This window comes from Ruegeria sp. D7, assembly GCF_056534355.1.
The window spans coordinates 1-12,633 of sequence record NZ_JBQFPG010000008.1 but is presented as its reverse complement, the minus strand read 5'-3'; the positions used below and the strand labels follow the sequence as shown (position 1 = coordinate 12,633).

13 protein-coding genes are annotated in these 12,633 nt (G+C 58.8%); 4 read left to right on the top strand and 9 right to left on the bottom strand.

The annotated features are described in order from the left end of the window. Positions 1-2: 2 nt before the first annotated feature. From ACRZ9U_RS12470 to ACRZ9U_RS12450, 5 genes are all read right to left on the bottom strand, one after another. Positions 3-2,897 carry a formate dehydrogenase subunit alpha gene (locus ACRZ9U_RS12470; RefSeq protein WP_170393362.1) on the bottom strand — a complete coding sequence of 965 codons (2,895 nt, stop codon included), beginning with the start codon at positions 2,895-2,897 and terminating at the stop codon, positions 3-5. A 105-nt stretch (positions 2,898-3,002) separates the two neighbouring features. After that, entirely contained in the window at positions 3,003-3,191 is a 189-nt protein-coding gene (locus ACRZ9U_RS12465) for a ubiquinol-cytochrome c reductase iron-sulfur subunit N-terminal domain-containing protein (RefSeq protein ID WP_170393361.1), read from the bottom strand. 56 nt (positions 3,192-3,247) lie between these two features. Continuing rightward, positions 3,248-3,859: a molecular chaperone TorD family protein gene (locus ACRZ9U_RS12460; RefSeq protein ID WP_170405167.1), complete on the bottom strand. Its 612-nt coding sequence runs from the start codon at positions 3,857-3,859 to the stop codon at positions 3,248-3,250. A gap of 4 nt (positions 3,860-3,863) precedes the next feature. Next, complete coding sequence (locus ACRZ9U_RS12455) at positions 3,864-4,445, bottom strand: DUF3306 domain-containing protein (protein ID WP_170405170.1); 582 nt, start codon at positions 4,443-4,445, stop codon at positions 3,864-3,866. Beyond that, entirely contained in the window at positions 4,442-4,996 is a 555-nt protein-coding gene (locus ACRZ9U_RS12450) for a DUF3305 domain-containing protein (protein WP_170393358.1), read from the bottom strand. The genes ACRZ9U_RS12455 and ACRZ9U_RS12450 overlap by 4 nt, the downstream gene beginning before the upstream one ends. A gap of 250 nt (positions 4,997-5,246) precedes the next feature. Between ACRZ9U_RS12450 and ACRZ9U_RS12445 the strand changes: the two genes are divergently transcribed. After that, the gene (locus tag ACRZ9U_RS12445; RefSeq protein ID WP_170406408.1) at positions 5,247-7,202 is read left to right on the top strand and encodes a 4Fe-4S binding protein; all 1,956 of its coding nucleotides are present in this window, start codon (positions 5,247-5,249) and stop codon (positions 7,200-7,202) included. Here the strand turns inward: ACRZ9U_RS12445 and ACRZ9U_RS12440 are convergent. Next, a complete protein-coding gene (locus tag ACRZ9U_RS12440) occupies positions 7,196-7,924 on the bottom strand; it encodes a cytochrome c family protein (protein WP_170405173.1) in 729 nt (242 codons plus the stop codon). The genes ACRZ9U_RS12445 and ACRZ9U_RS12440 overlap by 7 nt on opposite strands. 132 nt (positions 7,925-8,056) lie before the next feature. On the opposite strand from ACRZ9U_RS12440, the gene ACRZ9U_RS12435 reads away from it, so the two are divergent. Genes ACRZ9U_RS12435 through ACRZ9U_RS12425 form a run of 3 tightly spaced genes read left to right on the top strand, consistent with a single transcriptional unit; the run spans position 8,057 to position 10,289 of the window. Beyond that, positions 8,057-9,118, top strand: a complete 1,062-nt coding sequence (locus ACRZ9U_RS12435; protein WP_170405176.1) for an Mrp/NBP35 family ATP-binding protein — start codon at positions 8,057-8,059, stop codon at positions 9,116-9,118. Then, positions 9,115-9,813, top strand: coding sequence for a biotin/lipoate--protein ligase family protein (locus ACRZ9U_RS12430; RefSeq protein ID WP_170405178.1), 699 nt, complete (start codon positions 9,115-9,117; stop codon positions 9,811-9,813). The genes ACRZ9U_RS12435 and ACRZ9U_RS12430 overlap by 4 nt, the downstream gene beginning before the upstream one ends. After that, positions 9,810-10,289: a DUF6505 family protein gene (locus ACRZ9U_RS12425; protein ID WP_170405182.1), complete on the top strand. Its 480-nt coding sequence runs from the start codon at positions 9,810-9,812 to the stop codon at positions 10,287-10,289. Before ACRZ9U_RS12430 ends, ACRZ9U_RS12425 begins: the two co-directional genes overlap by 4 nt. Here the strand turns inward: ACRZ9U_RS12425 and ACRZ9U_RS12420 are convergent. The 3 genes from ACRZ9U_RS12420 to ACRZ9U_RS12410 form a co-directional block, all read right to left on the bottom strand. After that, complete coding sequence (locus ACRZ9U_RS12420) at positions 10,286-10,786, bottom strand: flavin reductase family protein (protein ID WP_170405186.1); 501 nt, start codon at positions 10,784-10,786, stop codon at positions 10,286-10,288. The two genes, ACRZ9U_RS12425 and ACRZ9U_RS12420, sit on opposite strands and share 4 nt — an antisense overlap. Positions 10,787-10,872: 86 nt before the next feature. After that, positions 10,873-12,285, bottom strand: a complete 1,413-nt coding sequence (locus ACRZ9U_RS12415) for a 3'-5' exonuclease (RefSeq protein WP_170405188.1) — start codon at positions 12,283-12,285, stop codon at positions 10,873-10,875. A 2-nt stretch (positions 12,286-12,287) separates the two neighbouring features. Continuing rightward, on the bottom strand, positions 12,288-12,554 hold the full coding sequence (locus ACRZ9U_RS12410; protein ID WP_480901966.1) for a hypothetical protein: 267 nt from the start codon (positions 12,552-12,554) through the stop codon (positions 12,288-12,290). Positions 12,555-12,633: the final 79 nt, after the last annotated feature.

The following is a 12,633-nucleotide window of genomic DNA, read 5'->3' as shown; positions in this document are numbered from 1 at the left end:
CCTTACGCTGACCAGATTTTGCAGAGAGTCGCTTTGGTCTCTTGCATCTGGGTCACTGAATCATAGCCATAGGTCTGGGCGGTGTTGGTACTTTCACCCAGCACATAGGGGTCTGCACCGGCAGGATACTTGTGCCGCTGGTCTTCGCCCTGGAAATGGCCGCCAAAGTGGAAGGGCATGAAGGCGACACCGGCGCCGACTCTGTTAGTCAGCATCGCCATCACCTTGACCTTGCCGCCCTCAGGACCTTCGACCCAGACCTGTGATCCGTCCCGAATACCAAGGTTGTTGGCATCGCGCGGATTGATCTCGACGAACATGTCCTGCTGGAGCTCAGCCAGCCACGGGTTCGACCGCGTCTCATCGCCGCCACCCTCATACTCGACCAGACGACCAGACGTGAGGATTATCGGGTAATCCTTTGAAAAGTCGTTCTTTTGGATCGACGCATAAAGGGTAGGTAGACGATAGGCCTGACGGTCATCGTAGGTTGGATAGTCCTCCACCAGATCGCGCCGGTTTGTATAGAGCGGCTCGCGGTGCAGTGGGATCGGATCCGGGAAGGTCCATACGACCGCGCGTGCCTTTGCGTTCCCGAAGGGCGCACAGCCATGGGCAATCGCGACCCGTTGGATACCGCCGCTAAGGTCGGTTTTCCAGTTGGTCTCTGGTCCCGCAACGGCGTCGATGGCCGCACGTTCCTCAGCCGTCAGGTCACCGTCCCAGCCAAGATCCATCAGCATCTGCATCGTGAATTCCGGATAACCATCCTGGATTTCCGACCCAACGCTATAGACCCCTTCGGCCAGCAGGTTGTCACCATCCCGTTCCACGCCGAAACGGGCGCGGAAGGTCAGGCCACCTTCGGCCACCGGTTTGGACATATCATACAGGTTTGGTGTCCCCGTATGACCCATCTCAGCCGTTCCCCAGCAGGGCCAGGGCAGACCGTAATACTCGCCGTCGTTGGGGCCACCAATGGCTTGCAGCGTGGTTCTGTCGAACGTGTGCTGGTTGGCCATATGGCTTTTCAGACGTTCCGGCGACTGACCGGTATAGCCAATTGTCCAAAGGCCGCTGTTGAACTCACGCGTGATGCTTTCAACATTCGGGGTTTCGGGATCTTCCATCTCGATATTGCGGAAGAACCGATCCGCCCAGCCGAACTTGTTGGCGAACTTGGCCATGATGACCTCGTCCGGCAGGCTTTCGAACAGAGGTTCGACCACGCGGTCCCGCCACTGCAGCGATCGGTTCGAGGCCGTGACCGAGCCACGGGTTTCGAACTGCGTACAGGCGGGCAGCAGATAGACGCCATCGGTGCGGTCATGCAGCACGGCCGAGACGGTGGGATACGGGTCGATCACGACCAGCATGTCCAGCTTCTCCATCGCCGTCTTCATTTCCGTCATCCGGGTCTGCGAGTTGGGCGCGTGGCCCCACAGAACCATGGCGCGGACGTTGTTGTCCTGATCCATGTTAGCTGGGTCTTCGAGAACACCGTCGATCCAGCGGGAAACCGGGATGCCGCGCTCATTCTGCAGCGGTTTATCCTTGCCTTCCTTATCCTTGATCGTGGCGAACTGGCCTGCAAGCCACTCGGGCTCTTCACCCCAGACTCGTGCCCAGTGACCCCATGCGCCTTTGGATAAGCCATAGTAGCCGGGCAGGGTGTGGGACAGAACACCAAGGTCCGTCGCGCCTTGCACGTTGTCATGGCCGCGGAAGATGTTGGTGCCACCACCCGAGGTGCCCATGTTGCCAAGCGCAAGCTGAAGCACGCAGTAGGCGCGAGTGTTGTTGTTGCCGTTGGTGTGCTGCGTACCACCCATGCACCATACAACGGTACCGGGGCGGTTGTTCACCATGGTCCGTGCGACGCGGCGCAGCTGCGAGCCGGGCGTGCCGGTGACACGTTCGACCTCATCCGGGTTCCACTTGGCAACCTCTTCACGGATTTGGTCCATCCCCCAGACACGGGTGCGGATAAACTCTTTGTCCTCCCAGCCGTTGTCGAAGATGTGCCACAGGATACCCCAGATCAGCGCAACGTCTGTGCCGGGGCGGAAGCGGACATATTCATCCGCATGGGCCGCGGTGCGCGTAAAGCGCGGGTCGCAGACGATTAAAGGCGCATTGTTCTGCTCTTTCGCGCGCAGGATATGCAGCAGCGAGACGGGGTGCGCCTCGGCCGGGTTACCACCGATGATGAAGATGGCCCGGCTGTTGTGCATGTCGTTGTACGAATTGGTCATGGCGCCGTAGCCCCATGTATTCGCAACACCCGCGACAGTGGTCGAGTGGCAGATACGGGCCTGATGGTCCACGTTGTTCGTGCCCCAATAGGCGGCGAACTTGCGGAACAGATAGGCCTGTTCGTTATTGTGCTTCGCAGACCCCAGCCAGTACACGCTGTCCGGCCCGGATTCTTCGCGGATGCTCATCATGCCATCGCCGATCTCGTTGATCGCCTCTTCCCAGCTGATGCGCTTCCACTCGCCACCTTCCTTTTTCATCGGATATTTCAGGCGGCGCTCGCCATGGGCGTGCTCGCGGACCGAGGCCCCCTTGGCGCAGTGTGCACCCAGATTGAATGGGCTGTCCCAGCCGGGTTCTTGCCCGATCCAGACTCCGTTCTGTACCTCGGCAACGACCGTGCAGCCGACCGAGCAGTGAGTGCATACGGATTTGATATTCTCAACGGCGGTGTTTGCCGCTGTCTGGGCACTGGCGGGCGTCACGGTTCCACCCGTGGCGCTGATCGCGGCAAGGCCGCCGATCGTCAGGCCCGAGCCACGCAAGAATGCGCGGCGATCGACGGTTTTCTCGCCGACCTGGGACAGGATACTTGTCCGCTGGGGGCGTCTCGCAACCCCGTTGGTCTTTTTCCTAAGCATTTCTTTCCTCCCTTGCTGGCCATGTAACCCATGGCTGGCTTGGTACTTCGCGAAACCGACTTCAGGGCCAATCGCAACCGTCAGTCGGGTATGACTACGTCCGGGTCAGAACCGGGCGCTGTCGAGGTATGCGCGCGTGTGCGCGGTGTCCTGCATCCGGGTTTCGTCCGTCGGCAGTTCGGCTGCTTCGGCTTTCCCAGACAGGCTGGCGGCGGCTACAGCAGCGGGCGCTGCGGTACCGGCCAGTTTCAGGAAGTCGCGGCGGGTTGCGCCTTCTTCCTTGGTCTTGCTCATGGGCTCCTCCTGTCCCAATTGCGGTTTGGTGCCTAAAGGCACCGGCGAATGGCGGGCTAGGCCGCCGTCATTCGAAAGGCTTCACGTTCGATCTCCATGAACACCCGACCAGCCGTGCCGACCGAGGCGTAGAGAACCGAGTTCTCGGCACCTTCCAAATCCGAATAGAAATGCGCGGCCCAGGGCCCGATATGTTTGCTCCAGAACGCCTTTTGATCTTCCAGCGTGGCGGGCGCGCCGAACCGACCGACGATCATGCCCGCCATCATTTCCATTAGCGAGGCGATGTTGTCTTCGGGTTCATAAACATTCTTCGCCCGGGTGATGCCCCGCGCGGCCATGTCATTGCGCAGCTGCGCCAGGGGTTTTTCGTTCAGAAATCCCGTCAGGTAGAAAGAGGCATAAGGCAGCAGTTCGCCTCGGCCCAATCCGATGAACAGTGCGTTGAATTCGCGCTCTGCGGCGGCAGGCTTGGTCACCTTGGCCACCCGTGCCATTGCCTGAATGGCCTGACCTAGAACCGAGTCATCACCGCTTAGCCCGGCCATCTGATCCAAAAGCAACTGATCGGGTGGACCGGCCAATAGCAGGCCAAGAAAATTATAGAAATCCGCACGCAGACGATCCTCAGTCGAGATATCCAATGTTTGCGCGTTGTCTGCGGTCATAGAGTTATCCTTCGAATTCGAATTTCATACGGCGTGGAGCAGGGGGGAGTTCGATTTCCTCTGGCTCTTCCATTTCAACCATCTGTGGGGCTTCCGGTTCTGGTTCGACGGCGTTGATCGGTTCTTCACCTGACTCGATCGCCTCGGGCATGTCAGCTTCTGTTTCTGCTTCGGACACTTCTGCCTCGGTAGCGAGCGCTTCGACATGCGCCAACATACCCTTGCCAACCTGATACGCGGTCTGGATGTTCTCAATCACGCAGGCCGCATCGGTATAATCCTCGCCGTAATCGACCAGCCCGTCGACATTGGCCAGAACAGGATTCAACCGCCATAGGCGCCGCAAGGCGCGGCGGCGCAAACGGTTAGGTACAGCTTTGGCCATGAAGCCCGAGACATCATCGCCGGCTTCCAGCGTGTCGGGATCGGGCAGATCAAACTCGGCCAGAATTTCGGCGTCGCTTTTTTCCTCCAACTCAGCTTGCCGCGTTGTGATAATCTGTTCCTCTGCGGCCAAAGCTTCTGCTTCGGTCTCGGCCTGAACGGCGGCCTTGCGGCGGGACCAGAAATCGCGGGCCTGGGTCATTGCAGCACCCGACGCGGAGCCCGGTAGACATCTGAATCCTGCCGGATTCGTGCATCGCCCTTGCCGTCTTCCACCAGATCGGTGCGTTTCTTGTCCCGTTTACGTTTTATGAACACCTCGTCCTGATGATGCTGCAGGGTGAAATCGCGGAGCCATGCAATCAACCCTTCGGTCATCGGAATCTTCTCAACGATCTCTTCGCCGGTATCCGCATAATCCTGACCCTCGAACGGTGAGGCGGTGATCAATACGGCATTCAGGGGTGTTTCGCCTTTCAGCTCATCCCGCAAAACCAGGTACAGCGAAGGTTGACCGTCCGACAGGTTGACCATGTAGGCTTCGGTTTCATCGGCCCACAGGGTGAGGGGCAGGGTGGCTGCATGGTATTCGATGGCCTCACCTTCACGTCGCAACTCTTGCCAGTCGGCAGGCTTTGCACCTGGCAAAACAGCGACCGCGCGCCAGTTCCAACGCGCCCAGCGTGTCACCCCGGGTGTTCTGCGCACGACGACGCCAATTGTCATTTCAGTCCGGCTTGCGGCCTTGGCCACTGGCTCCTCCCCGGAAGGCTCTCCCCTGCCTTCCATTGATGTACTATGTTACATAAATTGGCGACCTGCCAAGTCTAGTTTCGCCTAATATGAGACATTCACTTAGAGTTTATTTCCAACTTCAGGTTTTGATGGCGATTTGTGATGAAAAATAATGCACATATCGGGATTTTCTCTGATGCTTCGCATTGCCTCGGCGCGGATTGGGTCTAAGCTGCTGATGGGGCAGAACGCAGCGTCGGGAGGGGAAATGGCCAGCAAGCTCATATTGTGTGATTGCGAGGGGACGCAGTCCCTGAACGCAGATGGTATTTCTGCAGCCTGCGATACGGAGTGCTCGAAGGTGCATACCGCCCTTTGTACGCGCCAGATTCAAACTGCCGCCGAGTTGATGACGGGCGATGAGCAGGTGGTGTTTGCCTGCGCTCAGGAAAGTGCAGTTTTTAGCGAGCTTGCCGAGGAACTGGGTGTTGAAGCGCCCGGATTTGTCGATCTGCGCGACCGAGCTGGCTGGTCCGAACAGGGGACCAATGCAACCCCCAAAATGGCTGCGCTCGCGGCTGAGGCATTACTGCCGCAGCCAGTGACCCCAAGTTTCGATGTCATCAGTGAAGGTACCTGCTGTATTGTGGGGCCCGGAGAGGTTGTCTTTCCGTTGGCCGAACAGCTGTCCGCTGTGTTGGCCGTGACTGTGCTTTTGGTTGACGATGCAGAACTGCTAAGCCGCAACTATGACGTTGCGCGCGCACGAATACGCAGACTGACCGGCGCGCTGGGTGGATTTGTTTGGCATCTGGATGAAGTGCAGCAACTGGATCCCGGCGGACGCGGAGAATTTGGTTGGAGCGCACCCCGTGACGGTGCAACGTCGCGTTGCGACATTGTTGTTGATCTGACCGGAGCAACACCTTTGGTTAATGCCCCCGAAAAGCGCGAGGGGTACTTGCGCGCTGATCCCAGAGATGCGGTGGCCGTCGCGCGTCTTGCTTTTGAAGCGGTGCAACTGGTCGGGACCTTTGAAAAACCGCTCTATGTCCGATTGGATGAGACGCTTTGCGCCCATTCGCGAGCGGAACAAACGGGGTGTTCAAACTGTCTGGACGTCTGCCCGACCGGTGCGATCACACCGGCTGGCGATCATGTAGCCATTGATCCGATGATTTGCGCCGGGTGCGGTGAGTGTTCGGCGTTGTGCCCGTCGACTGCCATCACATATGAAGATCCTCCGGTCTCGGCGGTATTGTCGCGGATGCACATACTGGCCCGGACCTTCCGGCGCGCGGGCGGCGTTGCACCGCGACTGCTGGTGCACGACGCCCATGGGGCGCAGATGATCCGGATGGCGGCCCGGTTTGGACGAGGACTGCCAGCGGATGTCATTCCGCTGGAGCTGAACGTGGTTTCGGGCTTTGGACATGCCGAGATGCTCGCAGCGCTGGCGCATGGCTTTGCGCGCGCCGATATCCTGATTAGCCCTAAGACCGAACGGGACGCGCTTGATCGTGAATTAGAGCTGGCTCGGGCTATCGCAGTGCAAGACGCACTGAGTCTGATCGATGAAACCGACCCGGATGCGCTGGCAGATCTGCTTTATGCGCAAGATGTTCCGCAGCCATTGATTGATCCGGTGCTTCCACTGGGTAATCGTCGTCAAATAGCGCGTCTGGCGGGGCAAGCTTTGAACCCGGAGGTCGAGGTGCCGCTGGCCTTGCCCGAGGGCGCGCCTTATGGCGCGATTGCAGTGAATACCGACACCTGTACATTGTGCCTGAGTTGCGTGTCCCTTTGCCCATCGGGGGCGCTGATCGATAACCCGGACAAGCCGCAGTTGAATTTCCAGCAGGACGCCTGCCTGCAATGCGGGATTTGCCGAACGATCTGCCCAGAACAGGCGATCACACTAGTGCCCCAGCTTGATCTGAGCGACCAAGCGCTGTCACAACAGGTGCTGAATGAAGAGGAACCCTTTGAATGCGTCGAATGCGGCGCAGCGTTTGGCGTTAAATCAACGGTTGAGCGGATCATGGAAAAGTTGTCGGGCACACATCCGATGTTCGCGACCTCGGATCAGGCGCGGATGATCCAGATGTGCGACAATTGCCGGGTGAACGCCCAGTTCCATAGCGCTGACAATCCATTTCAATCCGCCCCCAGACCACGGGTTGTCACAACGGATGATTACCTTTCAAAGCGCAAGGATCACTGAAGTTGCAGTGGCGCGCCCAGATCGGCGGCGCGCATGGCGGTCACGAAAGCCAGAATTGCTTCGAGGTCATCCAGGCTCATCTCGACCGGATGGATCGGCGAGGGGCGCTCGGGCGGGAAAGGTTCGGTGACGCCCTCGATCTGCGTGAAAGCTGGGTGTGGGTTCAGGGCAAAGAACGCCTGAAACCGTTCCGACCAGTCGGGCATTGCGCGCAGCACTGCGAAAGACGGGGTCGAACCCAGCCCGTTCATCCGATTCTTTGGGCCGATTACGTGGCACCGGCCACAATGGGTCATCGACAGATCTTCGCCAAGCAGCGCGTTTCCGTCGACCACGACCTCTTTGGTAACAGTGGCAGTTTCGAAACTTGCGCTAAAGGGCGTGCCCTCGTCGGGGATGAAGTTTTCAACCGTCCGTCTGCCAATGTCGGAAAGTAGCCATTCACGAAACCTTACCTGCTTGGCGCTGTCGTCGATTCTTAGATGATAGACCACCCCGTCACGGGCAAAGACCGGATCGCCGGGCGAACTTGGGGCCAGTGACATGACGCCGCTTTCATCCGCAACAACACGTATTCCGGTCTTGAGAGAAAAGCGCGGAAGAATATGTTGCAAAAGACCTGAGTTTGTCACCTCATCCGGGGCGGCAAGGCCCAATGCCTCTTGCGACCAAGAGGGGGTGGCGGTGAGCGTCAGGCTCAGGCACAACAGGACAAAGCGCATGGTTAAGCCTAACGGTGGCTGACCCGATGCGTCAAATGTACAAAATGAGACGGAGACACATGCAATGAGCGGCGACTATATTCTGTCGATACGCAAGGCGCCCAGCGCGGGGCGGATCAAGGGGAAGACGGCATGAGCATCCGTGATGCAGTTCTAGCAAACTTGAAGAAGATTACCGATCCGGTTTCTGGTCAGGATATTGTGAGCGCGGGTATCGTGCGTGCATTGAATGTTGAAGGCGATACCGTTCGGTTTGTGCTGGAGATCGATCCCAAACAGGCCGAGAAGATGGAGCCCGTACGAGCCACAGCCGAACAGGCGGCGCAGATGGTTGATGGTGTTTCCAAGGTCTCGGCAATGTTGACCGCGCATTCGGACAAAGCGCCGCCTGATTTGAAGCCCAAGCCCAAGCCCTCACAAACCGGACCGCAGGCCGTTCCCGGTGTGGACCGGATCATCGCGGTTGCGTCGGGCAAGGGTGGCGTGGGCAAGTCCACCGTGTCGGCCAACCTTGCCTGCGCGCTGGCAGCTGAAGGCCGTCGCGTAGGCCTGTTGGACGCAGACGTATATGGCCCTTCACAACCCCGGATGCTGGGCGTGTCGGGGCGACCGGCCAGCCCAGATGGCAAGACGATCCTACCGCTGCGCAATCACGGTGTCACCATGATGTCGATGGGGTTAATGACCAACGAAGGGCAGGCGGTTGTCTGGCGTGGCCCCATGCTGATGGGCGCCTTGCAGCAGATGATGAGTCAGGTGCAATGGGGCGCATTGGATGTGTTGATCGTTGATCTGCCCCCCGGAACCGGCGATGTGCAACTGACGCTGAGCCAAAAGTTTCAGGTGGATGGAGCCATTGTCGTCTCAACCCCACAGGATGTTGCTTTGATCGACGCCCGCAAGGGGATCGATATGTTCAACCAGCTCAAGACGCCCATTGTTGGGATGATCGAAAATATGTCGACGCATATTTGCTCGAATTGCGGACACGAAGAACATGTCTTTGGCCATGGCGGTGTTGCCTCAGAAGCCGAGGCGCTGGGCGTGCCATTGCTAGGGGAAATTCCGCTGCATCTGGATATCCGAGTTGCCGCCGACGGGGGTGCCCCCATCGTTGTCAGCAAACCTGACAGCCCGCAAGCCGAAGCCTTCCGCAAGATCGCCCGCGACATGATTGCCAAGGGCAACGCGTGACCCAGCCGGTCTTTCCCCCATTGCTCAAAGGGCAACCTGCCAAGGCTGGCGAAGACCCGTTCGAGCGTGCCCAGGCGATGGCAGCGCTGGGCTGTGACGCGGGAACTGTGGTCCACAATATTCAGGCGGATCGTCTGCGCGTTGCGATTGTATTCGCGCCCGAGGTTCCGTTGCAGGATGCTATGGCGATGCTGCCGCTTTGTGTTGTTGGGTTCCAGAATGCGCTGGGCGCGCTGGCCCCGCCCGAGGTCGCGGTGCACTTTGGTTGGGATGGGCTGATCTGTGTAAACGGTGCAAAATGTGGGACAATAAAAGTCTCAGCCTCGTCTGCCGAGGTGGATGAGGTTCCCGATTGGCTGATCGTTGGTTGGGAACTGGCCTTGCTTCAAACCAGCGATGCACCGGGGGAAACACCGGATGTTACCTCGCTCTATGATGAAGGATGCGCCGAGGTTTCTGCGACGCAGTTGGTCGAGAGCTGGTCGCGTCACATGTTGACCTGGTTGAACCGCTGGAACGAGGACGGTAACGCGCCGCTTCACGCTGAGTGGATGGGGCTGCTGCGCGGTGTCGGAGAACCTATTGGAGAAGGGGGTGTCTTTCTGGGCACCGATGAGCGCTTCGGTATGCTGATCCGCGACGGCGCGGACACACATATACGCCCGCTGACAGAATTATTGGAGACCGCCAGATGAAACTCGCCCGTGCTATCCATTTTGATGAAAGCGATATGAACGTGTTTCATTCACCCGCAAGAACCGGTGAATGGTGCATCTCGGGCGGATTCGAGTTTTCGAACTGGAGTGAGGCTGATCTGGAAGGTAAGGCGCGTCAGGCCTTTGCCAATGGATGGCTGGGGCTTGAAACCTTCGGGCGCGTTACATTTGTTGCCGTTACGCGGGTCGAGCAGGCCGAGATTAACCAGATCACGCAATATCTGGCCGAGCATTTCGTGCAATTCTACGGCGCGCCTTCGGTTGAAGCCGCGTTAGAAGTGGCGCAGGCCGAAATCTCGCATATGTCCGAGCTGTGCGAAGATCATGCCCCGAACACATTGCTGACCGTCGCCCGAGAGCTGACGGGTGCAGGCGTGCACGAGGCATTCCGCGTGATCGCCCCGCAAGAGGCGCAACTTGAAGCGTTGGCCGTCCACGGCTCGCTGGACGATTAGATCAGATCGGCGAAGCCGCCGAATTGTCCGCGCTTGAAGATCAGCCCCTGACCTGGGCGATGCATGACCTGTTCAACATGACCAACAAGGATCAGGTGGTCACCTGCCTCATGACGGGCCGAAAGACGGCAATCGAAGCGGGCGAGGCATTCCGCAAGTCGGGGACGCCCGGCGTCATCCTCCTGCCAATCCGCATGGGAAAAATCGAACCCGTTTCGCGCGAATTGCAATGCTTGGTCGTGCTGGTCCTGCGCCATTACGTGGATCGCGTAATATTCGCAGTTGTGGAACGCGTCGTACCGGTTCGAATCCCGATCAAGACACCACAGGACCAGCGGCGGGTCCAGCGATACAGACGCAAATGAGTTCACCGTGATTGCTGCAGGGCCCTCGGAGGTATTTGTGGTCACAACGGTGACGCCGGTGCCGAAACAGCTCAGGGCCTCGCGAAAGGCGAGGCTTTGCTCGGGGCTGGGAATGAAGGTCTTTTCAGTCATCGCGCGCTCGTACATGGGCCTGTCTCAGGTGCCACGCGACGCCAGAATTGTCTACGGAAAGCTGCGGTGGTGGTAGCAATTTCTGGTCAGTTCAGGTCTTCAAGCAACCGTCCGTGTTTGCGAGTCTCGGTGATGACGTCGCCAAAGGTCACCAAATTACGGGCCGTAAGCATTGGTAGCATCCGAACCAGCACTTCGGCGGTCGCGACGGCATCACCCAAGGCCGTGTGACGCAGGGCTTCGGGAATTGTTATGCCAAGCCGTTCGCAGACAGCGTCCAGCGTATGCGTTTCGCTTGCCCCGAACAGCACCGCCGACAGCAGGACCGTATCCAGAATGGGGTGGCTCCATTCCACCCCCATACGCTCGGCATGGCGGCGCAGGAAAGCCATGTCGAATGGTGCATTGTGGGCAACAATGACGGCATCCCGGGCAAATTGGTGAAAGCTGCGACCGGCCTCGGCAATATCAGGCGCACCCTGAACCATCCGGTCGCTGACCTTATGCACTTTGGTTGAAGCTGGGGGGATCGGGATGCCGGGGTCGACCAGGGTATCAAGCCGTTCGCCTTCGACGATTTTACCCTTTACGACGCGCACAGCACCGATCTGTACGATCTCATCCTTATGCGGGAGCAGCCCCGTGGTTTCGGTGTCAAAGACTACGAAGCAGAGGTCCAACAGGGGTCTATCTTCAAACGCGTCGTCACCGGGTGTGTCGAGAAGTTCGAAATCGTAAACCAGCGGGCGGGCCGCGTCGGGATCGATTTGCGCGGCACTGTCATCGAAGACCAGCATGTAACCGGGGGCATCGCCCAATGGTTTCATACGGGCTGAATACGATTGCCGCCCATCGACACTGGTCAGTGTGCAATGGACGTCTTTCCCGGTTTTTATCAGTTTCGCATAGGAATCCGTCAGACCGGTTGCTTCGAGGTAGTCAAACAGCGAGGCGTTTAGCCGGGGATGTGCGATCTGTGCCAAAACCTCAGCCGCCTGCGCGTCATATAGAACGATCTGATGCTTCGGTCCGGCTAAAAGCATTGCAACCGGAATCTCGGTCAGCAGCGCCGTTAGACGTTGTTTTTCCGAGGCCAGATGGGCCGTTTCCGCGGCCACGGCCTCAGCCGTGGTCATGGCGTTGGCAGCCAGTTGTTCGGCCAGTCCAGCGGCGGCTGGGGCCAGATCGCCCAAATAACGCGCCGCCTGAAGGTCCAAATCCGTGCTGACCCCGGCGTGTGCGCGCGCCCGGAGTTGGGCCGAGAGCCGCTCGATCGGTTTTGCAACGTTGTCATCAAAAAGAAGCCAGACTCCGGCAACTAGCGCCAACATTCCAAAAGCGATCAGTATCTCTGCGAAGATGAACGCATCCATAAGAGCAGGATCACTTGCCCTCTGATAACCGACCCACAAAGCCAGGGTGCTGATGATCAGCCCTCCTGCCGCAAGTAATAGGAAGAACAGGAACACCCTCAGGCGCAGGCTCAGATGGTTCAACATGGTCAGACCCCGCAGGTTGCCTCGATTACCGGATCTTCAGCGTCGATCTTGATCCAGCTGGCGTTCAGCAAACGTCCGTCATCGGCGAATTCGGCCCCGTCTGCCAGGTTGGCGCGGCTGTTTTCGGCGCAGTTTACAGCGACCGGCATCTTCGAGACCGGTGCCCAGCGACCAAAAAAGTAAAGATCAACCAGACGCTCGTCCGGCAAATTGGCATTGGTGCGTACCGATGTGGCGTCGATCGCAGCAAAGCGGTCGACAAAGGGCACGGCATACGTCCGGTGCTGAAGCCAGGCGCACTGTCAACGGGGCCTCGTCGTTCAGCAACCAGCCCGCCACTTTCATCTG